The 24,623-nt window shown below is 49.7% G+C and carries 19 protein-coding genes and 1 other RNA gene; all 20 read right to left on the bottom strand.

The genetic code is table 11. The features are described 5' to 3' along the window. Positions 1-106: 106 nt before the first annotated feature. The 20 genes from secA to rsmI all read right to left on the bottom strand — a co-directional run bounded on the left by secA (position 107) and on the right by rsmI (position 24,456). Positions 107-2,836, bottom strand: coding sequence for a preprotein translocase subunit SecA (secA, locus tag ACO6VG_RS23460; protein ID WP_422134511.1), 2,730 nt, complete (start codon positions 2,834-2,836; stop codon positions 107-109). 447 nt (positions 2,837-3,283) lie between these two features. Continuing rightward, a complete protein-coding gene (locus ACO6VG_RS23465; RefSeq protein WP_422134512.1) occupies positions 3,284-4,219 on the bottom strand; it encodes a M23 family metallopeptidase in 936 nt (311 codons plus the stop codon). A gap of 348 nt (positions 4,220-4,567) precedes the next feature. Next, positions 4,568-5,482, bottom strand: a complete 915-nt coding sequence (lpxC, locus tag ACO6VG_RS23470) for a UDP-3-O-acyl-N-acetylglucosamine deacetylase (RefSeq protein WP_422475875.1) — start codon at positions 5,480-5,482, stop codon at positions 4,568-4,570. A gap of 93 nt (positions 5,483-5,575) precedes the next feature. Beyond that, a complete protein-coding gene (gene ftsZ / locus ACO6VG_RS23475; protein ID WP_422134514.1) occupies positions 5,576-6,769 on the bottom strand; it encodes a cell division protein FtsZ in 1,194 nt (397 codons plus the stop codon). Between the two features lie 174 nt (positions 6,770-6,943). After that, positions 6,944-8,182 carry a cell division protein FtsA gene (gene ftsA, locus ACO6VG_RS23480; protein ID WP_422137126.1) on the bottom strand — a complete coding sequence of 413 codons (1,239 nt, stop codon included), beginning with the start codon at positions 8,180-8,182 and terminating at the stop codon, positions 6,944-6,946. A gap of 97 nt (positions 8,183-8,279) precedes the next feature. After that, entirely contained in the window at positions 8,280-9,053 is a 774-nt protein-coding gene (locus ACO6VG_RS23485) for a cell division protein FtsQ/DivIB (RefSeq protein ID WP_422134515.1), read from the bottom strand. After that, positions 9,025-10,050, bottom strand: a complete 1,026-nt coding sequence (locus ACO6VG_RS23490; protein WP_422134516.1) for a D-alanine--D-alanine ligase — start codon at positions 10,048-10,050, stop codon at positions 9,025-9,027. Before ACO6VG_RS23490 ends, ACO6VG_RS23485 begins: the two co-directional genes overlap by 29 nt. 2 nt (positions 10,051-10,052) lie before the next feature. After that, positions 10,053-11,525 (bottom strand): UDP-N-acetylmuramate--L-alanine ligase, encoded by a 1,473-nt coding sequence (gene murC / locus ACO6VG_RS23495; protein ID WP_422134517.1) that lies wholly within the window; start codon positions 11,523-11,525, stop codon positions 10,053-10,055. Next, positions 11,515-12,603: an undecaprenyldiphospho-muramoylpentapeptide beta-N-acetylglucosaminyltransferase gene (murG, locus tag ACO6VG_RS23500; protein WP_422134518.1), complete on the bottom strand. Its 1,089-nt coding sequence runs from the start codon at positions 12,601-12,603 to the stop codon at positions 11,515-11,517. The genes murC and murG overlap by 11 nt, the downstream gene beginning before the upstream one ends. Next, a complete protein-coding gene (gene ftsW, locus ACO6VG_RS23505) occupies positions 12,600-13,787 on the bottom strand; it encodes a putative lipid II flippase FtsW (protein WP_422475878.1) in 1,188 nt (395 codons plus the stop codon). Before ftsW ends, murG begins: the two co-directional genes overlap by 4 nt. After that, positions 13,784-15,139, bottom strand: a complete 1,356-nt coding sequence (gene murD / locus ACO6VG_RS23510; protein WP_422134520.1) for a UDP-N-acetylmuramoyl-L-alanine--D-glutamate ligase — start codon at positions 15,137-15,139, stop codon at positions 13,784-13,786. Before murD ends, ftsW begins: the two co-directional genes overlap by 4 nt. 27 nt (positions 15,140-15,166) lie before the next feature. Then, entirely contained in the window at positions 15,167-16,249 is a 1,083-nt protein-coding gene (mraY, locus tag ACO6VG_RS23515) for a phospho-N-acetylmuramoyl-pentapeptide-transferase (protein WP_422134521.1), read from the bottom strand. Then, positions 16,249-17,706 (bottom strand): UDP-N-acetylmuramoyl-tripeptide--D-alanyl-D-alanine ligase, encoded by a 1,458-nt coding sequence (locus ACO6VG_RS23520; protein ID WP_422134522.1) that lies wholly within the window; start codon positions 17,704-17,706, stop codon positions 16,249-16,251. The genes mraY and ACO6VG_RS23520 overlap by 1 nt, the downstream gene beginning before the upstream one ends. Beyond that, complete coding sequence (locus ACO6VG_RS23525; protein ID WP_422134523.1) at positions 17,703-19,214, bottom strand: UDP-N-acetylmuramoyl-L-alanyl-D-glutamate--2,6-diaminopimelate ligase; 1,512 nt, start codon at positions 19,212-19,214, stop codon at positions 17,703-17,705. Before ACO6VG_RS23525 ends, ACO6VG_RS23520 begins: the two co-directional genes overlap by 4 nt. Before the next feature lie 11 nt (positions 19,215-19,225). Continuing rightward, entirely contained in the window at positions 19,226-21,007 is a 1,782-nt protein-coding gene (locus tag ACO6VG_RS23530; RefSeq protein ID WP_422134524.1) for a peptidoglycan D,D-transpeptidase FtsI family protein, read from the bottom strand. Then, positions 21,004-21,300 (bottom strand): cell division protein FtsL, encoded by a 297-nt coding sequence (gene ftsL, locus ACO6VG_RS23535; protein ID WP_422134525.1) that lies wholly within the window; start codon positions 21,298-21,300, stop codon positions 21,004-21,006. The genes ACO6VG_RS23530 and ftsL overlap by 4 nt, the downstream gene beginning before the upstream one ends. Before the next feature lie 13 nt (positions 21,301-21,313). Further along, positions 21,314-22,246 carry a 16S rRNA (cytosine(1402)-N(4))-methyltransferase RsmH gene (rsmH, locus tag ACO6VG_RS23540; RefSeq protein ID WP_422409357.1) on the bottom strand — a complete coding sequence of 311 codons (933 nt, stop codon included), beginning with the start codon at positions 22,244-22,246 and terminating at the stop codon, positions 21,314-21,316. A 24-nt stretch (positions 22,247-22,270) separates the two neighbouring features. Further along, positions 22,271-22,726: a division/cell wall cluster transcriptional repressor MraZ gene (gene mraZ / locus ACO6VG_RS23545; RefSeq protein ID WP_422134527.1), complete on the bottom strand. Its 456-nt coding sequence runs from the start codon at positions 22,724-22,726 to the stop codon at positions 22,271-22,273. 435 nt (positions 22,727-23,161) lie between these two features. Further along, an RNA gene (gene rnpB, locus ACO6VG_RS23550) (RNase P RNA component class A) lies at positions 23,162-23,540 on the bottom strand. 79 nt (positions 23,541-23,619) lie between these two features. Beyond that, positions 23,620-24,456 (bottom strand): 16S rRNA (cytidine(1402)-2'-O)-methyltransferase, encoded by an 837-nt coding sequence (gene rsmI, locus ACO6VG_RS23555; RefSeq protein WP_422409359.1) that lies wholly within the window; start codon positions 24,454-24,456, stop codon positions 23,620-23,622. Positions 24,457-24,623 lie beyond the last annotated feature (167 nt).

Genomic DNA, 24,623 nt, shown 5'->3' on the forward strand with positions numbered 1-24,623 from the left:
AAATTAATTATACCCCAATGCATCGATAAATCAGCCGGTTTAAAACAGTCCATAAAAGAAAACAGGCCGCGAAGCGGCCTGTTTTCTTTAAAATAACGGGTCAATATCAAACTATTTTACCGTGACACTGTTTATACTTCTTGCCGGAGCCACAGGGACAGGGTTCATTTCGGCCGACTTTGCGACTTTCTCGAACGAAAGGTTCGGTTACACCTTCTGGCAGTTCACCTTCTTTCCCTGAATGATCTTCCATAACATGCGCCTGCTCATGCTGAAACTGCATACGACGAATCAGTTCCTGACGACGCTGCTCCTCCATTTCCTCGGTTTTGTCATCCTGCTGAACCTGAACATGAGAAAGGATACGAATGGTGTCCGTTTTGATATCTTCCAGCATGGACTGGAACAACTCAAAGGCTTCACGTTTGTATTCCTGCTTGGGGTTCTTCTGGGCATAACCTCTTAAGTGGATGCCCTGACGCAGGTGATCCATGGTCGCAAGGTGTTCTTTCCACTTGTCATCCAGTACACGCAACAGGATATGTTTCTCGAAGTTCCTCAGGGACTCGCCACCCGCCAGTTCTTCTTTCTGCTTGTAGTTGGAGATGACCTCAGCCAGAATCTTCTCTCTCAGACCTTCTTCTTCCAGCTTGTCATCTTCATCCAGCCACTTCTGGATCGGCAAATGGATAGCCAGTTCAGCCCCAAGCTTCTGCTCGAGACCTTTCACATCCCATTGCTCTTCAAGACTCTCGCGTGGGATGTGCTGGGAAATGACATCGTTGACCACTTCAGATCTCATGCTATCAATGCTGGATTGCACGTTTTCAGAATTCAGAAGCTCATCACGCTGTTTGTAGACCACTCTGCGCTGATCATTGGCGACGTCATCATATTCCAGCAACTGCTTTCGAATATCGAAGTTACGACCCTCAACCTTGCGCTGGGCTTTTTCAATCGCATTGGTCACCATTCGGTGCTCGATAGCTTCACCTTTTTCCATACCCAGTGCTTTCATAAAGTTCTTCACCCGGTCAGAGGCAAAGATACGCATCAGGTTATCTTCCAGAGACAGGTAAAAACGGGAAGAACCCGGGTCCCCCTGACGACCGGACCGGCCACGCAGCTGATTATCGATACGGCGGGATTCATGACGCTCAGTACCGATAATATGCAGACCACCGGCTGCCAGAACGGCCTTGTGGCGCTTCTGCCATTCAGACTTGATCTGGTCTTCCTGCTGCTGATCTGGATTTTTAACGGCTGATAGCTCGGCCTCCCAGCTACCACCCAAGGTTATGTCAGTTCCACGACCCGCCATGTTGGTAGCAATGGTAATAGCACCCGGACGCCCCGCCTGGGCAATGATCTCGGCCTCCTTCTCGTGAAATTTGGCGTTAAGAACATTGTGAGGGATCCTGGCCTTATTCAAGGCATTGGACAAGAGTTCGGAAGCGTCAATAGATGCAGTACCCACCAAAACAGGACGCCCTTGCTGAACGGTTTCCTTGATGTCTGCAATGATCGCTTCGTACTTTTCTTCAATGGTCAGATAAACCAGATCGTTACCATCCTCACGTACCATTGGTTTATGGGTCGGGACAACAATAACGTCCAGACCATAAATCTGGCGAAGCTCGAAAGCTTCTGTATCCGCTGTACCGGTCATACCAGAAAGCTTTTCGTAGAGTCGGAAGTAGTTCTGGAAGGTTGTCGAGGCCAGGGTCTGACTCTCAGCCTGAATATTCAGTCCTTCCTTAGCCTCCAGTGCCTGATGCAGACCTTCAGAGAGACGACGGCCCGGCATGGTTCTTCCCGTGTGTTCATCAACCAGCAGCACTTCGCCGTCGGCCACAATGTACTCAACATTTCGCATGAACAGGACATGAGCTTTCAACGCTGCATTCACATGATGAAGCATATTCAGGTTATGGGCAGAATAGAGACTCTCTCCTTCAGGCAGGAGTCCCAGCTTCTGCAATTGCTCTTCAATAAACAAATGGCCGATCTCGGTCAGCTCAACCTGACGGGTCTTTTCATCCAGCAGGTAATGACCGGTTGGCTCTTCACCTTCTCCGAGTTCTTCTTCCTGTTTTTTCAGCTGAGGAGCCAGTTTGTTCATCTGTTTGTAGAGTTCAGAGGAATCTTCCGCCGGACCGGAAATAATGAGTGGCGTTCGGGCTTCATCAATCAGGATGGAGTCCACTTCGTCGACAACAGCATAGTGCAATTCACGCTGAAACTTATCTTCCTTGCGAAACGCCATATTGTCACGAAGATAATCGAAGCCAAACTCATTGTTGGTTCCGTAGGTAATGTCAGCTTGATAAGCAGCCCTTTTCTCTTCAGGAGACTGCTGGGGAACGACTACTCCGACTGTCAGGCCAAGAAACTCATAAAGAGCACTCATCCACTGGGCGTCTCGACGAGCAAGATAGTCATTAACGGTAACAACATGAACACCCTTACCTGTGATGGCATTCAGGTAAACAGGCAGTGTCGCCATCAGTGTCTTACCTTCACCGGTTCTCATCTCGGCGATGCGACCTTCGTGAAGAGTAATGCCACCGATCAGCTGGACATCAAAATGTCTCATGCCCATGCTGCGTTTACTGCCCTCTCTGACGACAGCAAAGGCCTCGGGCAGCAAGTCATCAAGATTTTCGCCTTGCTGATAGCGATCCTTGAGGGACTGAGTCCGCCCCCTGAGCTCTTCATCATTGAGACCAGACAGTTGATCTTCCAGAGCATTGATCTGTTTGACCAGCTTGCCCATGCGTTTCAGCTGGCGATCATTCCGGCTGCCGATAATTTTTTTGACTAACGAAGCTAACATAGATTGGTTACAGTCTCACTCTGATTCCGGGGCTGCCTCTCTTGCCGACAATCCCGGGTGGGCAGACAAGCTTAAGAACAGCCAAATATTCTATGACAATCACACAAAAGTCTCATCCATATTAGCTATAAATCTGGCCCTTAATGTTTTATAAGCCATAAACGTAAAGCTTAAGATGGTTTTTTATTGACTGACGTCAACGCCAGACGTTTGCAACAATCTGGATTAAAGGCAGAAAAATCCAAACCTTACAGACATTTACACTCATCAGTAAAGGATATAGGGACTGGAAAGAAGTCTTTCAAGGGAAGAGCGCTACTTTTTCGCTGACAACTCGCAGGATCAGCACTGAATAATCGGGCAGTGAGATTCATCGAAAAAACAAGTCATGAAAAAGGATCGGAAATACCAGCAATATGAGGAGCGCTTTGTTCTTGTCAGGAAAGATCACTTGCTTGCCCGATAAATGTAGCGCTGTGGATCCACATGCTTACCATTGCGAATGACTTCAAAGTGAACATGCGGCCCTGTTGAACGACCTGTGCTTCCTACTTTAGCAATAACCTGACCTCGAGTAACGATGTCGCCCACCTTGACTTCGTTGGAATAATTGTGCGCATATCGTGTCACATAGCCATTAACATGGTTAACCTCAACCATAAGCCCATAGCCAGAGCGATCACCTGACCAGGTCACGACACCGGCAGCCACAGCAATAATGTCAGAACCATTTACAGCGGCCATATCAATACCTGAATGCCAGGATAATTTTCCGGTAAAAGGATCTGCTCTCTGACCAAAACGAGAAGAAAGCCAACCTTTCTTGACAGGAAGCCCTGCCACAAAGACATCATTACTCATGGTCCTGTTAGAGACCAGGCTGGTCAGAATATCAAACTGCTGCTCTCTGCTGTCTATCTGCTCAGAAAGTTGATCAATAGCATCAATAAGCGGGGGCATTGAATAGATAGATTCATTGGAAGGCAGCGCTTCCGGGCCACCAATAGCTGGCACTTCATCGAAGAAAAACTCGCCATCATCCAGTTTCGCAGCAATGGTTAGTCTCTCGCCAACAGCATCCAGTCGGGTAATCCGCCCTTGTAACTCTGCCAGACGAATGGTCAGGGCATCAATTTGACGTTCTGCAGCAAGACGAACATTTTCAACTTCTTTTCTCTGTCCGCTCAGGACTGTCCGCCATTCTTGCAGGCCCTCTTCAGTCAGGACAACGCCAGATTTCGAATTGAGGAAAAGATAGGTAATACCTCCACCCAGCATCATGCAGAGAAAAACCGCCGAAAAAGCAGCCAGTGCCAGCCGCTTGCTTGTGACTCTGAACGATTGTGTTCGAGAGTGATCTTGCTTTACAACAATGACTTTCATTCTAGGAAGCCCTGTACTCCCAATGATTCAACCTTATTAACTCATTATCATGGAAATAACTGCTCATCACCCGGGCTTCAATGCAAAAGGCGATAGAGCGTCATATCCACATCCTGTCTTGAAACAGGATAGCGCTATTCAGTCATGAAGAATCGACACAACCATGTCAGCAATATTTGACCCTGGTAAAAAAGTCACTTTGCTGTCGTTCTCCCACATTCTTGTTTTCTTCACTCTTGATGGTTTTCAGATTCAGGTAAATCTTTAAAAACCAGATGCCTCATTTAACCAGCATAGATTCCAAAAAAGGTCGCTTCTGCGACCTTCAATGAAAGGTGACTATATGAGTTAAGCAGTAACCGCAGCCGGCTTAAGGTAGGAAATCGGTGCCACTTCAGTATCCTCAAATGTCACTACTTCCCAGGCTTTTTCATTCTCCAGCAGAGAACGGACCAGCTTATTGTTTAATTCGTGTCCGGACTTGTAGCCAACGAACTGGCCAACCAGACTATTACCTAATAGGTACAGATCACCGATGGCGTCCAGAATCTTGTGTTTAACCAGCTCATCATGGTAGCGCAATCCGTCTTCGTTAAGAATACGGTAGTCATCAACCACTACAACGTTGTCAACACTGCCTCCCAAAGCCAGATTCTGTGAACGCAGATACTCAACGTCACGCATGAATCCGAAGGTACGGGCACGGCTGACTTCTTTTACGAAAGAAGTACTGGAAAAATCAATCTCAGAGGTCTGTGAACGACCTTTGAAAACAGGGTGGTCAAAATAGATAGTAAAACTGACTTTGAAGCCGTCATAAGGCTTGAAAGTAGCTGTTTTCTCACCATCAGTGACGGTCACTTCTTTCTTGATACGAATAAATTTCTTGGCTGCCTCCTGCTCCTGAATACCAGCAGACTGGATCAGGAAAACAAAAGGTCCCGCACTACCGTCCATGATCGGAACTTCATGGGCGCTCAATTCGACATAGGCATTGTCGATTCCCAGACCAGCCATTGCCGAAAGCAGGTGTTCAACGGTGTCTACCCGAACACCGTCTTTCTGCAAAGAGGTACACAGGGTAGTTTCTCCGACATTTTCTGCACGAGCAGGAATTTCCAACACAGGATCAAGATCTGTGCGACAGAAGATAATGCCGGTATCGACGGGAGCCGGCTTAAGAGTCAAATAGACCTTTTCACCGGAATGTAACCCCACTCCCGTAGCTCGAATAATATTTTTCAGGGTACGCTGTCTGATCATGATAACGCTATTCCGCGACCTCAAAGGCCCCTGTTATTTGAATGCAACGACTCATTGTAACAAAAGTTACACATGACACAACCGGTCATTGATTCAATCAGCCTGTCGGCGCAAAAACGCCGGTACATCCAGGTAATCCACATTGTCAGTTGATGGTGCTTGCCTGCGGGGCTTTTCAGCTTCCTCTACCTCGGGCTGTTCAGCTGCTTTCTTGCGAACATGAGGAGGAATATCAAGCTCCTTGAGGTTCAGGGTACCGTCTGGACGGGTCGCCCTTGGCTTGGAACCATCAACCACCTTAAGGGACTGTTCCTGCTTTTCGTCACTGTCTCCCAGACCAGTGGCAACAACAGTCACTCTTAATTCATCCGTCATTTCCGGATCGATAACTGTACCTACTACAGTGGTGGCATTATCGGAAGCAAATTCACGAACAGTGTCACCCACTTCATGAAATTCACCCACAGAAAGATCGAGACCAGCAGTAATATTAACCAACACTCCGCGAGCCCCCTGAAGGTTGACGTCTTCCAGGAGAGGACTTCGGATAGCTCGCTCGGCCGCTTCAATCGCTCTGTTGCTGCCTGTGGCTGAACCTGTACCCATCATAGCCATGCCCATTTCAGACATAACAGTCCGGACGTCAGCAAAGTCAACATTAATCAGGCCGTCACGGGTAATCAATTCTGAAATACCCTGAACTGCGCCCAGCAGTACGTCATTTGCTGCACCAAAAGCGTTCAGCAAACTGACATCACGACCCAAAACAGGCAGAAGATTCTCATTAGGAATACAGACCAGGGAGTCTACGCTCTCTTTTAACTGATTCAGCCCCTCTTCAGCCACTGTCATTCTGCGGCGACCTTCAAAAGAAAACGGCTTGGTCACCACCGCTACGGTCAGAGCCCCCATCTCTCTGGCAATTTCAGCCACAACCGGAGCAGCACCGGTACCTGTACCTCCTCCCATACCGGCAGTGATGAAAACCATGTCAGAGCCCGCCAACACTTCAGAAATACGGTCTCTGTCTTCCATCGCTGCATCACGACCGACCTCCGGATTTGCTCCAGCCCCGAGGCCACGAGTAATATTGGCTCCCAGTTGCAGATGGGTATGAGCCTGAAGGTGCTGTTTTTTCAGAGCCTGGGCATCCGTATTAGCACAGATAAACTCAACACCTTCCAGCCGACTGTTCAACATGTGGCAGACTGCATTACCGCCACCGCCACCTACGCCTACAACCTTTATCACCGCTTCCTGCGGAACATTATCCACCAGTTCAAACATGGCTCTCTCCTTTCTGTCACCGTAAACAGGATATTTTCTGAATATTAAATGCCATTAAACTTCAATCACTTTCCTGCAGGAACACCCTGCATGCAGTGTGCTCCTGTTTAGCCAATGACAATCAGCCATTGCCTTCTGCAGGATTAATTCTGTTGATTGCTAACCAACCCTCAATCAGAATTGACCTTGAAACCATTTTTTAAGCCGATTGAACAGACTTTCTTCCTGTCTGCTGAAACTGGCCGTTTCCCTTCGCCCTTCCTGTTGAGCTTTCAAACCATAGTGAAGCAGGCCGACACCTGTTGCATAAATAGGATTACAAACGACATCTGTCAACCCCTGAATGGCCTGAGGCATGCCGAGCCTGACCGGCATGTGAAAAATTTCTTCTGCCAGATCTACGGCACCCTCCATTTTGGACGTACCACCCGTCAGCACGATACCGGCCGGAATGAGATCTTCAAAACCACTTCGTCTCAATTCCGCCTGAATCAGTGTAAACAGCTCGTCGTACCTTGGCTCAACCACCTCTGCCAGCGACTGTCGAGACAGCTCTCTGGCTGCCCTGTCTCCAACACTCGGAACCTTGATCATATCTTCAGCACGCGCCAGTTGGGTAAGAGCGCAGGCATATTTGATCTTAAGTTCTTCAGCATGCTGAGTGGGTGTTCTCAGAGCCATGGCAATATCATTGGTGACCTGATCACCCGCTATAGGAATAACTGCCGTATGTCGTATGGCTCCCTCAGTGAAGATAGCAATATCGGTGGTGCCACCTCCAATATCAACCATGCACACACCGAGCTCTTTCTCATCTTCTGAAAGCACTGAATAGCTCGAAGCCAACTGCTCCAGAATAATGTCGTCTACTTCAAGACCACATCGTTTAATACAGTTCTCAATATTCTGCGCTGCATTGACAGCACAGGTCACCAGATGCACTTTCGCTTCCAGACGCACTCCTGACATGCCCAATGGTTCCTTCACACCTTCCTGGGTATCAATCACATATTCCTGAGGCAAAATATGAAGAATTCGCTGATCTGCCGGAATAGCAACAGCCTGGGCGGCATCAATCACCCTGTCAATATCGGCACTGGTAACCTCTCTCTCCCTGATAGCAACAATTCCGTGGGAGTTCAGGCTGCGTATATGATTACCTGCGATGCCGGCGTAAACGGAGTGAATCTGACAACCGGCCATCAACTCAGCCTCTTCCACAGCCCTTTTTATGGCATGGACTGTAGAGTCAATATTGACAACAACACCACGCTTCAGACCCCGTGAGGTATGTGAGCCGATCCCGATCACTTCCAGCTGGCCATCTGCGGTTATCTCACCGACGATCGCTACAACTTTGGAAGTTCCAATGTCGAGTCCGACTATTAAATTTCCGTTATCTGCCGCTGTCATGGCATCTATCATCCCAAACCACTCTGACCAAAATAGTCAGTGCGCCGAACCCACTACTCCAGTGTTGCCACGAAAACGCATAATGACGTTTTCATGACTATTTCCAGGCCACCGAAGCCCCATTCAAATAGCGCAAGTCAACGCGCTTTACATCCTGCCAGCGATCATCGAGCCTTGCATAATACAACCTGATAAAACGCTGCAATCTTTCCATTCTGCGATCACGCCCGAGATTGACATCAACGTGATCTACTTTCAGCCACCAGGAATCCGTTGTACTGAGCCGCAACTCTCTAACGGCAACTCCCAGGGGCCTGATCACCTGACTAAACGCCAGGTATTGCTGCATTACATCCTGAGAACGATCCTCCACCCCTGACAGCTTTGGCAGCTTACTGAAGGCCTCCAGAGATCCCGGTCTGAAAACTTCTCCGTCTTCATCAATCAAACCGTCATCCTGCCAACGGGCAATCGGTTTTCGCTCTTCCAGACTGACGATCAGAGTATCCGGCCACTCACGTCGCAGACTGGCTTCCCTTACCCAGGGCATATCCAGGACAGCCCTTCTCATCTCTTCCAGGTCAAGGTAAAAAAACCGATTGACCAACCAGGGGGCCAGCTGTTTTTCAACATCACCACGTTCCAGATAATTGAACGTAGAACGCACTTCCACCCGTGCTATCGGCTGATTAACCCACATCATCAATGTCGGCCAAATCCAGAGCAAAGACACGGCCAGAACACAGATGGCAGTCAATCCTGACCAGCGTCTCCACGATCCAGGCCGAGCCAGCTTTTTCTCTATTCCCCGACTTGCCCCACGACCGCGCCTGCCAGAGTCGTCAGGTGGCTTCTGATTCAGTTTGAACAAGCTCTTTGCTTCTCTTTATTCCAGCCTCTTTCTGACGAGCCGGTATCAGGGACGACTTCAGAATCTCCAGAACCAATGCTTCAAAACTCAAACCCACTGACTTTCCGGCCATAGGAACAAGACTCGTTTCAGTCATACCAGGTACGGTATTTGCCTCAAGTAGCCAGAAGCGTCCTCTTTCGTCCTGCATAAAGTCGACTCGACCCCAGCCAGAGCAGCCCAGCGTTTCAAAAGCGGTCAGTGCCAGAGCCTGAAGTTCTTGCTCCTTGCTTTCAGACAGACCACTGGGTAAGTGGTATTGAGTATTTCCTGAAACATATTTAGCGTCATAGTCATAAAAAGACTCTGCCGATTCGATTCGAATAGCAGGCAAGGGCTGACTATTCAGAATCGCGACCGTATATTCAGGACCATCAATAAACTGTTCCACCAGCACAGAACCACCGTATTTTGAAGCCTGCTCCCAGGCTGGCAGCAGATCCTGCTCCCGATCAACCCTGGTAATCCCCACGCTGGAGCCTTCCAGACTGGGCTTTACAAAAGCCGGCAATATCTCTGCACAGCAATCAAGGTTTTCAGCCTGCTCAATCAGCATAAAGTCCGGGGTGGGTAAACCAACCGCTTGCCAGAGCAGTTTGCTTCTGTATTTGTCCATGGCCAATGCTGAAGACATAATGTCACTGCCCGCATAAGGAATATCCATTTGATCAAGCAGTCCCTGCACCGTACCATCCTCACCGCGGGGACCATGCAAAGCAATAAAAACGCGATCAGGCTTCTGTTCCACCAGCTGTGAGACCAGCCCCTCGATTGGATCAATAAGACAACAATCTATGCCACTGGTTTTCAGGGCTTCAAAGATTCGTTTACCGGATGCAAGACTTACTTCCCGCTCAGCTGAACAACCACCCAGTAATACCGCGACTTTACCGAATACTCTTTTTAGCTCATAACTGTCTGCATCAATGGCAACTTGACCCTGGTCCTGGCTATACATCTTTAAGCTACCTTTCCGTCCTGAATTATATCGTCCAGTTTTTCACCCAGCTCTGTTGTCAGTCTCACAGCCAAAGCACCGATATCTCCGGCCCCCTGGGTCAAAACCAGGTCATTGTCTTCAACAACACCTTGCAAAACAGTACTAACTTCATCAGGACTGGAGATAAAGATAGGCTCCAGCTGGCCTCTTTGACGAATACTTCGACAGAGGCTTCGTGTATCTGCACCCGGAATCGGCTCTTCTCCTGCCGGATAGACTTCCATCAAAAGTAAGACATCCACCTGGGACAGCACCTCAACGAAATCTTCGTAAAGATCCCGGGTTCTCGAATAGCGGTGTGGCTGATAAACCATAACCAGCCGCCTGTCTGGCCATCCAGCGCGGATAGCCTTGATCGTTGCCGCCACCTCTGTCGGGTGGTGCCCATAATCATCAACGAGCATCATCTGGGCAGACTCAGTCTGAAAGTACCCCTGCACCTGGAATCGTCTGCCAACACCCTGGAACTGCCTGAGTCCTTCACAGATCACTTCATCAGGCATTCCTTCATCCGATGCAACTATAAAAGTGGCAAGTGCATTGAGAACATTGTGACGACCTGGAATATTCAGCTCAACTTTTACCTTTTTATTGCCTTTAGATTTCCGCTCCAGCTCAAAAGAGGTCTTCATACCCTTTTGCTGAATATTAACAGCCCGGAAATCGGCCCCCTCACTTTCACCATAAGTAATAACTTGTCGTTTAATTAATGGTAACAGTTCTTTTACCACAGGGCAGTCTGTACAGACCACAGCCAGACCATAAAATGGCAGGTTGTGAAGAAAACTCACAAAGGTTTTCTTTAACTTGTCAAAGCTTCCTTCATAGGTAGCCATATGATCTGCATCAATGTTGGTGACAATAGAAACCATCGGTTGCAGATGCAGGAAAGATGCATCTGACTCATCCGCTTCTGCCACGAGGTAGCGACTGCCTCCCAGCTTGGCATTGGTACCGGCTGAATTCAGACGACCGCCAATCACAAAAGTAGGATCCAGACCACCATAACCCAACACCGAGGCCAACAGACTGGTCGTGGTAGTCTTGCCGTGGGTGCCTGCCACTGCGATACCATGACGGTAGCGCATCAGTTCCGCCAGCATCTCAGCTCTGGGGACTACGGGTACACGCAGCTCTCTTGCCGTAACCACTTCCGGATTCTCCGAAGCGACTGCTGTAGAAGTGACCACTACATCCGCCCCCTCAACATTCGCAGCTTTATGACCAATAAAGACTTTAATTCCCTGATCTTCCAAACGTTGGGTTACCGGTGAGCGTTGAATATCTGATCCAGAGATCTGATACCCCTGGTTCTTAAGCACTTCTGCGATGCCGCACATGCCCGAACCACCTATGCCAACAAAATGAATATTTTTTATACGACGCATTTCAGGTATAGGAGCCACAGGAAAAATAGGCTTATTAGCGGGCATGAGCCACCTCCAGACAATGATCAACTACTTCCACAGCCGCCATAGGCCTGGCGACACTGCCTGCAGCCCTGGCCATAGTCACCAGCTGCTCAGGATTGCCCACAAAATTCTCTAACATATTGATCAGACAGGTTTCGCTCAGTTCTTTCTGCTGCACCATCATGGCGGCCCCCTGATTAACCAGGTACTGACCATTGACCGTTTGATGATCATCAACAGCATGGGGATAAGGCACCAGCAGGGCCGCTCTTCGGGCCATCGCCAGCTCTGAAACGGTGAGGGCTCCAGAGCGACAAATCACCAGATCAGCCCACTCATAGGCACCAGCCATATCATCGATAAAGGGTTCTACGCGCCCCTCCACACCCAAAGCACGATAAGACTCACGGGTAGCATCGAGATTATTTCTGCCAGTTTGATGCCAAACCTCGAAGCGACCTTTAAACCGGGTGAGTACTTTTGGAACCAGCTCGTTGATGGCTACAGCGCCACTACTGCCACCAACCACCAACAGCCTTAGAGCCCTGCCATTCAGTTGGGAAGGTAAATCCGGATTTGCAATATCGGCTCTCACCGGATTACCGGTCAGAATAAATTTGCCAGAGCCACTCTCTGGACCAAAAGCACCGGGAAAAGCCAACAATACTTTGCGGGCAACTCTTGATAAAACCTTGTTCGTGAAGCCTGCAATCGCATTCTGCTCGTGAACCACCAGGGGAACACCCGACAAACGTGCGGCCACCCCACCCGGTCCTGTTGCAAAGCCACCCATTCCCAGAACACACACAGGCTTGCAGCTTCGAATCACTTTCAAGGCACGAAACAGTGAAACAGCGAGCTTCCAGGGCGCTTTTAGTAAAAAGCTCAAGCCTTTACCTCTCAATCCGGTGACCGGGATAAAGCTGATTTCAAATCCGTGGCGCGGCACCAGTTCAGCTTCCATACTGTTGGCCGTACCCAACCAGTGAATAGTGTAGCCACGCCTCTCAAGTTCTCTGGCAGTGGCCAGCGCCGGGAAAATATGCCCACCGGTACCACCCGCCATTATTAAAACAGTAGGTTTGTCAGTAGTACTCATGACACTCCCCTGCTTTTATTATCTGTTGTGACATTAAACTGCCGTCGTTCATAATCAATCCGCAGCAACAATCCAAAAGCCAGGCAGTTTATCAACAGGCTACTACCCCCATAACTGATCAGAGGCAACGCCAAACCTTTTGTGGGCAGCAACCCGGTATTTACAGCAATATTGATCAACGCCTGACTGCTATACAACAAGCCGATTCCATATGCAACGTAGCCATGAAACAGTAGTTTTTTTGCTTCTGCCCGGTAACCGATTTGCAGCGCTCGACAGGAAATAAACAGAATCAGAGTCAGGACAGAGACTGCTCCAAGGACACCAAACTCTTCAGCCAGAACGGCAAAGACAAAATCTGTATGAGCTTCCGGTAAATAGAACAGCTTTTGCAGACTATTACCCAATCCCTCACCAAACCATTCACCTCGCCCAAAAGCAATCAGGGACTGAGTCAACTGATAGCCACTACCAAAAGCATTGGCCCAGGGGTCCATATAAGAAGCCAGGCGTGCCATGCGATAAGGTTCAAAAACAATCAGGGCGGCAATAGACCCAACCAGCACCAGGAACAGAATAACGAATTGCCAGAGTCTGGCGCCTGCCAGAAAAATCATTCCCATGGAAGCGCCCATCAACACCACAAGCGCTCCAAGGTCTGGCTCCATCAGCAACAGTAGAGATGAGACAAAAAGAATAGTCATAGGCTTGAAAAAGCCTGTCCATCTGGTTCTGACTTCCTCCAACCGACGCACCAGGTAGGCCGCAAGGTAAACGACAATCATCAATTTGGCCGCTTCTGATGCCTGCAGATTGAAAAAGCCCAGAGGAATCCAGCGAACACTGCCATTGACCTCCCGACCCACAACCAACACAGCCAGCAGCAGCCCCAGACCACCAAAAAGTGAAAGCCAGCTGTATTTCTCAATAGTTGTCACCGGAACCATCAAAATGACACCCATCAGCGACAGTCCGACGAAAACAAAAAAAGCCTGCTTGATGAGGATATAAAACGGATTGGAATAAAGACTGCCCGCCACTTCCATAGAAGCGGAACTGACCATAATCAAACCAATCACAAGAAGTCCCAGCACAGCACCCAGCAGCGGCAGATCAAGAACACTGCCACGGCGGCCTGTAAAAGGCGATCTTATTTCGCTGAGAAACTTCTGGTGTAGAGTCATGCAAGACGCTCCCTGACCAGAGTCATAAAGCTATCGCCACGCTGCTCGAAACTTTCGAACATATCAAAACTGGCACAAGCGGGAGCCAGCAGGACAGCATCACCGCTTTCACTGACCTCGAAGGCACGATCTATTGCAGCAGCAAGACCCTCAGCATATTGAACCGGGATAACGCCATTGACGGCTTTATCGATATCAGGTGCGTCACGCCCTATCAGCACAAGCTCACGACCAAACTTTTGTAATGGCTGTTTCAGCTGATTAAAATCTGCCCCCTTGCCGTCCCCACCGGCAATGAGAACAATTTTTCCGGTCAGGGTCTCACCCAGACCTTCAATGGCCGCAACCGATGCACCGACATTGGTGGCTTTGGAATCATTAATCCAGACCACACCGTTTTTTTCCGCTACCCATTGGCATCGATGAGAAAGACCTGTGAAGCGGCTCAGAGTCTTCAGCATGGGTGTCATCGGGATACCCACTGACTCACCCAGGGCCAGGGCAGCCAGTGCATTCAATTGATTGTGACGACCCGGCAACTTCATGACCGCTGTATTGATGAGTCTTTCGACACCTTTACAAAGCCACATACCTTCTTCATCCCCGATCAGGCCATAGTCGTGTAAATCAGGCTTGCCGGAAGTAAACGCTGTTGCGGGAGTAGCCTGGGGAAGAAGAGGCACAGTCAGAGCATCCTGCTTGTTGTATACCGCATGTATACAACCACGGTATATACGCTGCTTTGCCTTATGGTAGTCCATCATGGTCTCATAACGATCCATATGATCAGGACTGATATTCAGTACCGTCGCGGCGGCTGCACGTAAAGAATGAGTGGTTTCCAGCTGGAAGCTGGACAATTCCAGGATATAGAGATCGACATTTTCTTTCTCAAGAAGCTCAAGAGCTGGAGTACCAATATTGCCACCCACAGCAACACCCAAACCGGCCTCTTGAGCCATCTCTCCCAGCAGAGTTGTGACCGTGCTCTTGCCGTTAGAGCCAGTTATGGCAACGACAGGTTTATTCACCTCGCGACAGAACAGCTCAATATCACCAACGGCTTCAACACCTCTACTTACAGCCTCAGCAATCTCAGGAGTAGCCAGAGCAATACCGGGACTGAGAATCAACTCATCGGCTCCATTCAGCCACTGAGTGTTCAATCCACCCAGATGGACAGGAACATTCGGAAAAGCAGTTTTGAGTTCGTCTATACCTGGCGGGTTATTCCGGGTATCCATCACTTTAAATGGGCGTTGTCTTTCAGCAAGATATCGCACACAGGACATTCCGGTCTTGCCGAGTCCTACGACTACCCTTGTACGATTTGAGCTTATCAGTGCTGACACGCGGATTTTTTTCCCGAGCAAAGTGTGTTAACGAATCTTCAGTGACGCAAGACCAATCAGGACCAGAATCAGGGTAATAATCCAGAAGCGGACAATCACCCGGGGCTCAGGCCAACCCTTCAATTCAAAATGATGGTGCAGTGGAGCCATACGGAATATTCTGCGCCCGGTGAGCTTGAACGAAGCCACCTGGAGAATCACCGATACCGTCTCCATCACAAAAACCCCCCCCATAATGACCAGCACAATTTCCTGACGCACAATGACCGCCAGTACACCTAATGCTGCTCCGAGAGCCAAAGCACCTACATCCCCCATAAAAACCTGTGCGGGATAGGTATTAAACCAGAGAAACGCCAGACCCGCGCCACCGATAGCGGCACAAAAAACCACCAACTCTCCCGAGCCAGGCACAAAAGGAATGAGCAGGTACTGGGCAAAATTCACATGACCGCTGGCATAAGCAAAAACTGCCAGTGCAGAAGCCACCAGAACGGTAGGCATGATCGCCAGACCATCCAGACCATCTGTCAGATTCACAGCATTACTGCAACCGACAATGGTCAGGTAAGCCAGTACAATAAAAAAGGGCCCAAGATCAATGACGATATTTTTGAAGAAAGGTACAATCAGACTGGTCTCTACCGGTGAATTAGCCGTAGCGTAAAGGAAGACAGCTGCTCCCAATCCAGCGACCGACTGCCAGAAAAACTTCCAGCGCGCTGGCAGGCCCCTTGAATTTTTTTCCACCACCTTACGGTAGTCGTCCACCCAGCCAACAATTCCGAATACCGCTGTTACCAGTAAAACTACCCAGATATAGCGATTGCTCAGATTGGCCCATAGTAGCGTACTGACTGCAATACAAACCAGAATCAATGCCCCACCCATAGTCGGGGTTCCAGCCTTGCTGAGGTGAGATTGTGGACCATCATCACGCACTGCCTGACCAATCTGGTGGTAGCTCAGCCGACGAATCATATAGGGCCCGAGACAGAGCCCCATTCCCAATGCAGTAAGCACACCCAGAATAGCTCTGAGTGTGAGGTATTTAAAAACGGCAAAGCCGTGATAGTATTGCGTTAGAAATTCCGCAAGCCAGAGCAGCATCAGCAGCGCTCTCCCTTAAATTCTGATCCCACCAGGGATCTGACTACATCCAACATTTTCATTCCATTCGATCCCTTGACGAGAACCGTGATGGGACAATCCGCCTGTTGCTCTCTGAACGCCTGTATCCGACTTTTTACCCAGTTCGAGAGAGCCTCTTTATCATTTAAATGTTTTGCCTTCATGCCTCGTTGAGCCCCGCGAAGTTCACGACTGAATGCATCAACAGAGGCGACAGTCGCCTCACCATAGGCAGCAAAACAATCAATATGCCGGGTAGCAGCATACTCACCTACATCAACATGCCGGGCTTCACTCACCTCACCAAGATCCAGCATGTCTCCCAGTACCATGATGGTTTTACCCTCGCAGTCTGCCAGCTGGTCGATGGCAGCGAGAGTGGCAATCGGACTGGCGTTATAACTTTCGTCGATGACCAGAAGGCCCTCCGACAGGGGGTAACGAGTCCCTCTTTGTTGATAAGGCCGGGCATTTTCCAGTCCACTGACAATAATGTCCAGCCCTAGTCCGACGGCAGACGCTGCTGCGGCCACACAACAGGCATTCTGAACCTGATGTTTTCCCCAGAAAGACAAATTGACGATCGACTGTTTTTCAACCCCTTCCCTTACAATATGCAGCCTGAAGCTCATACCTTCAGACGTTGAAGACACCTCTGAGGCAAACACATCGGCTTCTCGCTTATTCAGACTGAAGGACAACACTTTTCGATCAGGCTGTCTCAAAGCCCTCTGTTTCCAGCGTTGAAAGCTGGGATCATCTAAATTCAGTACGGCAATACCATTTTTTTTGAGACCGTCGAGAATAAAACCCTTCTCATGAATAACGCCCTCAAGCGTTAACAAATCTTTGAGATGGTTCTCTGAGGCATTGGTAATGATGGCAACATCCGGTTCGGTCAGGCGAGTGATGTAATCAATCTCTCCAGGGGAACTGGTTCCTAACTCAATCACTGCATGCTGCTGATCTGCTTCCAGCCTGAACAGGGTCAGAGGCACACCATAAGCGTTATTTAAATTCCCCCGGGTTGCCAGAACCTTACCAACCTGCTCGAAGACAGAGGCCAGCATCTCTTTGACCGATGTCTTGCCACAGGTTCCTGTTACTGCCACGACAGGGCCATGAAAACACTCACGATTAAACTGCCCCAGTCGTCCCAGTGCCTGATCAGTGTCCTGGACCTGAATCTGGGGAATTCCCAGACCTGGAACTGGCACCTGAACCACGACCGCCGCAGCGCCTGCAACCTCAGCCTGATCCGCATAGGCATGACCATCAAACCGAGGGCCCTTGATGGCGACAAAAAGATTACCTTGCTCGAGGGTTCTGGTATCAATGCTTATACCGGTTATAGTGGTATCAGCACCAGAATCCCCCCTCAGAAGAATGCCCTGAAGCTCATGGGTTATTTCAGAAAGGGTAAATGGACGAATCATATTACCCTCTCACTGGCTGAACACGTTGATGGCTGCCAGAGATTCAAGGCTTTTGCAGCTTCTTCACTGTCATCAAAGTGATGCCTGACGCCGTTAACCTCCTGATAATCCTCGTGTCCTTTGCCTGCGATAACAACAATATCGCCGACAGCAGCCTTGTTGACAGCCTGTCGAATAGCCTCTGCGCGATTGATGACAGATGTCACTGGCCTACCTGCCAGATCTACTCCCGTCAGTGTATCTCTGATTATTTCTTCAGGATCTTCACTTCTGGGATTATCACTGGTCACGACCACTTCATCTGCACCCTCGATAGCAGCTCGGGCCATAAGCGGCCTCTTACCCCGATCACGATCACCACCGCAACCAAAGACACAAATTAATTTTGCAGCGCCGTGCTCTCTCAACGCTTTCAGGACACTCACCAGGGCATCCGGAGTATGAGCATAATCCACCACAACCACCGGTTTCTGATCACCACCCAACCTTTGCATTCTCCCCGGCACCGTGCTCAGTTGAGGCACTTTTTCAAGCACTCGCTCCAGGGAATAGCCCTGACAGCATACCGCCCCGATAACAGCCAAAAGATTTTCGAGACTGAAACGACCCAGCTGAGACGTCCTCAACTGCCCTTTACCCCAGGGCGTATCAAGATCAGCCTTGACTCCACCTGCATCCAGGCGGATATTTCGAGCCTTAATATCCGCCAGATCAGAGGCCGTAGAGAAAGTAAAAACTTCAGTATCACCGGAACAACTGGACAGCATCAGTTCGCTGTAGTCATCATCCCGATTAATCACCGCTTTTTTGACACGACCGTTGGCAAAAAGCAGAGCCTTGGCTTTTGCATAAGCGTCCATCGTTTTGTGATAATCAAGATGATCACGACTGATATTTGTAAAAACGCCTACTTCAAACGCTAATTGATCTGCGCGCCCCTGATGCAGCCCATGAGAAGAAACCTCCATGGCCATGGAAGACACATCTCTGCTCACCAGTTCAGCCATAAAGCCCTGTGTCGATACAGGGTCTGAAGTAGTATTCAGACAGGGTTCCAGCTCAGTTGGAAGACCTTTACCCAGGGTTCCCATCACCGCACAAGGCTCACCCAGAAGAGAGAGTAGCTGCGCTGCATACCAACAGGTTGAGGTTTTGCCATTGGTTCCTGTCACGCCAATCAGCTTCAGCTTTGTGGACGGCTGTCGATAGAATCGATCGGCAAGAAAGCTAATGTGCGTTTTTAAGTTTTCGATAAAAATAACAGGTTTACCGACCAGAAATTCAGTCTCAGAAAATGACTCCCCACTTGAATCAACCAGCACTGCAGAGGCGCCCGCCTCCAAGGCCGCACCAATAAACGCCCGACCGTCAGAACTCAGCCCTGGCACAGCCAGAAACAGCTCACCCCCGATCAGCTTGCGGCTGTCGAGGGTCAGTCCTGTGAGGGTCTTGTCTTCATCCAGTGGAGGATGATTCAGCTCCGCCAGCACTTCATTTAAAGACGTCATTTGACACGAGGTCATGTTCCATCCTGTTTCATTTTCATAACTCCGGTCTGCTCCAGACCGGGTCTTTTAGCTGTCAGTACCTTTTCTTCACTGGGTCTGACACCCAGCATCCGCAAAGCCTGACCATTGACCCTGGAAAACACCGGACCGGCTATGACGCCACCGTAGTAATCCTGACCAGCCGGGTCATCAATAATGACAACAGTAGCAATGCGAGGATTTCCCACAGGAGCCACACCGGCAAAGAGACCCACGTAACGATCTTCAAGGTAGCCACTGCCACCCACTTTTTTAACCGTTCCCGTTTTGCCACCCACATTGTAGGACTTGACGGCACCGCGCCAACCAGTCCCTCCTTTACCCACCACTTTGCCAAGCATTTCCATAACATCGTGTGCTACATCTTCATCCATAACCCGAACACCATCAGGTGCCACATCACGCTTGATCAGTGATGCTGGCCTGAGTAAGCCACCAGACCCCAGCACAGAATAGGCTTGCGCCAGCTGTAATGGCGTGACTGTCAAGCCATAACCAAAGGACAGGGTAGCCACTTCAATGTCGCTCCAGCGATCCTTGTAAGGGAGAAACCCAGCCCTCTCTCCGGGAAAACCCGTTCCCGGGCTCTGCCCGATACCCACGCGGCGCAGCAGATCTACAACCTTATCGACACCGATATCCAGTGCCATCTTGCTCACGCCGATATTGCTGGACTTTTTCAAAACAGTTTCGACATCAATGGTTCCAAACCCCCTGACATCCTTAACCGCATTTTGTCCAACACGCATGTAGCCAACGCCGGTTTTAATCCGGGTATAGCGATCATACTTGCCGGTCTCCATGGCTGCCGCGACAGTAAAAGGCTTGAGAGTAGAGCCCGGCTCCACCAGGTCAGTCATCACCCGGTTTCTCATTCGGTAAGGCTGAAGCCCGGTACGATTATTCGGGTTGTAGGACGGCTGATTGACCATAGCCAGAATCTCTCCGGTCTGGACATCCATCATCACCAGCGAGCCCGCTGTGGCTTTGGCCTTTTCTACAGCACTTTTCAGCTCACGATAAGCCATATACTGGAGCCTGGAATCAATACTGAGCATCAATTCCTTACCGGGTTGGGCGCTTTTCACGAGTTCGGCCTCTCTGGCAAGGCGACCCCGGCGATCTTTCAGCAGCCTGCGAGTTCCCTCGGAGCCGGTTAACCAATGATCATATCCCAGCTCCAGCCCTTCCTGACCTTTATCATCAATACCGGTAATGCCCACCAGATGCGACGTCACTTCACCCATAGGGTAGTAACGTCGCTGTTCGTCAAGAATATGCACGCCGGGCACTTTCAGAGCTTCGACTTTCTCACTCTGCTCCGGTGTCATCTGACGTTTAAGATAGATAAATTCCTTTGCTGCGTTGCTTGTTACCTTTTTTGCCAGCCAGCTTTCATCAACCTTGAGCGCAAATGCCAGCTTATGCCAGTGCTCTGGTGCCTTGATCAAGTCCTGAGGGTCAGCCCATACGGTCATCACAGGGGCACTTACCGCCAAAATCTTACCGTTTCGATCAAATATGACGCCCCGATGAGCCGGTATGGACTCATGGCGAACAGCGCGTTTATCACCTTCGCTCTGAAGAAAATGACGATTTAAAACCTGAAGATCTACGAGACGATAACCAATCACCAGGCCAGCCATTATAAACAAGATCTGCAAAAGCTTTACTCGCCAGCGGTAAGGCAGAGCCTTTTCCTCGCCAGCCTGTTTTTTCCTGCTGGCACTGGCCGGTCTTGCTGCAGTCTTCACGGCATCACCATTTTTATACTTCCAGCATCAGGCACTTCCATGTTCAATTCATCCCTTGCAATTCTTTCCACTCGCCCCGGGCTGGTCAGGGAACTGTGCTCCAGAAGCAACTTCCCCCATTCAACCTGGGCTTTGTTTCTCTGCTCAAACGCCTGTTGAAGTTCATTGTGAAGCAGTCTGTTTTCATGCTTGACAAAGCTCACAGCCACCCCTGACACAAGAACACAGGCCAGCAACATCACACTGACTAAACCAGATTTGCGAAACAAAGCCTGCAGCGGTTGTCTGTCCATTTTTACAGCCTTGTCAGATTAGCTTCTCAGCAATTCGCATGACGGCACTCCTCGCTCTTGGATTAGCTTTGACCTCTTGCTCGCCGGGCTTGATCGCTTTACCGACGGGCCGCATTCGTTTGTTAAGCTGATCTTCCGTCACCGGAATCCAGCGCGGCAACTCATCGCCTCTGGACTGTTTTCTGATAAACCTTTTGGCAATCCTGTCTTCCAGTGAGTGAAAACTGATAACCACCAGACGCCCACCTGGTTTGAGCTCTTCCAATGCAGCATCCAGACAATCCACCAGATCATCCAGTTCGCGATTGATATGGATGCGGATGGCCTGAAAAGCACGGGTAGCCGGATGCTTGTTCTTCTCTCTGGAAGGACTGGCAGAAGCAATAATTCCTGCCAGACGTTTCGTGGTCGTAATAGGCTCTCCTTCCCTTTCCCTGACGATGGCCCGGGCAATTCTGCGCGAAAAACGATCTTCGCCGAGTTCCCAGATCACCTTGCTGATTTCTTGCTCTTGCGCACGATTAATCCAGTCAGCTGCACTTTCTCCCTGCGTGGTATTCATCCGCATATCCAACGGACCATCCTGCATGAAGCTGAAACCTCGCTCGGCGTTGTCCAACTGCGGCGAAGAAACCCCCAGATCAAGCAAAACACCTTCTACTTTCTGACCATCAAGGGCCTCTTCCAAATCAGCAAAAGAGCCATGATAAATGGAAAAACGGCTATCCGTTTCAGCCAGCTCCCGGGCTGCAGCGATCGCTCTCGGGTCCTTGTCGATGCCTACCAGCCTGCCTCTGTCAGACAGCTTTTCCAGGACTGCACGACTGTGACCGCCACGACCAAATGTCCCGTCGACATAGAGCCCGTCAGGATCTGTAACCAAAGCTTCAACCGCTTCTTCTAGCAGCACAGTAATATGCTGATCTAATTGCTCTTGCAATGTCATCTATCTTGTCCGGGCAAATACCCATCAGAGGGACAAAGACTGGAGCTCAGCCGGCACTTCAGCGGACCCACTGGCTTCGTGAAGATAATCATCTCGTCTCTGGTTCCAGCAGGCTTCATCCCACAGTTCAAATTTTTTGCCTTGTCCCAGCAAAATGCAGCGCTTATCCATACCCGCATAATCCCTGAGCAAGGGAGGCACTAAAACTCGTCCACTGCCATCCATATCAATGTCGGTAGCGTGACCAATAAGAAGTCTTTGTATTCGGCGTGTCATCGGATGAAAACTGGGCAGGGCTTCAATCTTTGCCTGAATAGCCTCCCACTCATCCTGTGGATAAATCAGGAGACAGGGCTCATCGGTATCAATGGTCGCCACCAGACTGCCCTCACAACGATCTTTCAACACCTGCCGATAACGGGTAGGTATTGCAAGACGCCCTTTGGCATCGAGGTTGATGGCATTAACCCCACGAAACAAACCGCTTCCCTCTAGTCAATTCAGCCAGAATGGCAGGCCACAGTCCGAAGAGAAAACGTGTTAACCGACATCCCTTTTCTCCACGTAATGCACACTTAACTCCACATTTATCCACTTTACTCCACTGAAGCACACTATAGAAACCTGAAAAACCCACGTCAAGGTCAGAATCTGTCTTATGGGTCAAATAATTGACTCCTCCAGAGACCTCACACACAGTGCCCTGCATTAAAAAAGTGCATAAAAATGAGCAGCTTGAAGAGGAGAGCTGTTTAAGCCCATGAAGCAGGAAAAGCGCCCGAAAAAAATTGTAAAAATTTCAGACAATTGACGATTTTGATACCCAAAGCACCAGCGATCTGCTGACCGGTCAGTGACACCTGAAAAAGCCGTTTCCGGTTAGATTCGGGTAATGGATAGCGGAAGAAAAAGTAAATCTCGAGTTGGCCTGTAAGCCGGGTTCTGTCCAACCTGAAGACAGGTCTGGGCAATCATTCATCTGGGATGCCTGTCACCAGACACCTCAAGCAACCTACCCGAATCCAGTGCGGGTCACACCTTCAGGATTCCTATTTGGTCTTGCTCCAGGCGGGGTTTACCATGCCGTGAACTGTTACCAGTCACGCGGTGCGCTCTTACCACACCCTTTCACCCTTACCGGTCACCGCATGGTGACTTAGGCGGTCTGCTCTCTGCTGCACTTTCCGTAGGCTCTCGCCCCCCAGGCGTTACCTGGCGCCGTACCCTTTGGAGCCCGGACTTTCCTCCACCAGATACTGAAACAGTAACTGACAGCGACTGCCCGGCCAACTCGAGGCGGCGAATACTACCGAATGATTCCCCTCACTGCAATTCGTTCATTTCACAAACTTATTATCTGAATCAATTACAACTTATTTCATTGCGAGTGACAGCTCATAGAGCTGCTTCTTGCGATACCCGGAAACATCAGCAATCACGGCAGCGGCTTTTTTAGCGGGCAACTCCTGCAGCAGCCGTTGCAGTAATTTAGCGGTTTCAGGATCAACAGCCTCTTGCTTCTGCTCCTCAGCCCCCTCTACCAAAACCACAAACTCGCCACGACACTGATTGGAGTCTTCCTGCAGTATTTTCTCCAACGCTTCTACCTTGCCCGCCAGCACCGTCTCAAATGTTTTGGTCAACTCCCTGGCCAACACAACGTACCGGTCTCCACCCAACACTTCCCGAAAATCAGCAAGGCTATCCAGAATTCGGTGTGTAGATTCGTACACAGCCCATGTATTGGTCATCGCACCCAGCGCTTCGAGCCTTTTCTTCCTACCAGAGGATTTGGCCGGTAGAAAGCCTTCAAAGTAGAACCTGTCTGTTGGCAAACCACTGACCGAGAGAGCCGCCACAAGCGCACAGGCACCTGGCACAGGCACCACTTTAATACCCTGCTCCCTGACCATTCGCACCAATACAAAACCCGGGTCTGAAATCAGGGGCGTTCCGGCATCACTGATTAATGCCACAGAATCACCCTGCTGCAATCGAGCCAGCAACACCTCTGCCTGATGCCGTTCATTATGCTCATGACAGGGAATCATGGGGGTATCGATCCCGAAGTGATTGAGTAACTTGCGACTGTGTCGGGTATCTTCCGCCGCAATCACTGACACCTGCTTCAGCACCTCAATGGCTCTTGGTGTCATATCATCGAGATTACCAATGGGGGTCGAAACAACAAAAAGTGCACTTTCAGACATATCCTGCCAGCCAGTTTATCCAGTATGAAGGTCGTTCATAGCAAGGGAAGTATTAAGAATCAAACGACCATGAGTTTACTCTTATCATATCGTCGTTGACAGAATCCTTAGCTAACTGATTTCTCAAACCACGTCCATCAGGCTGACGCAATGACCCTGTTGAGGTA

This window comes from Endozoicomonas sp. ALB032 (assembly GCF_049310125.1).
Classification (GTDB): Bacteria; Pseudomonadota; Gammaproteobacteria; order Pseudomonadales; family Endozoicomonadaceae; genus Endozoicomonas_A.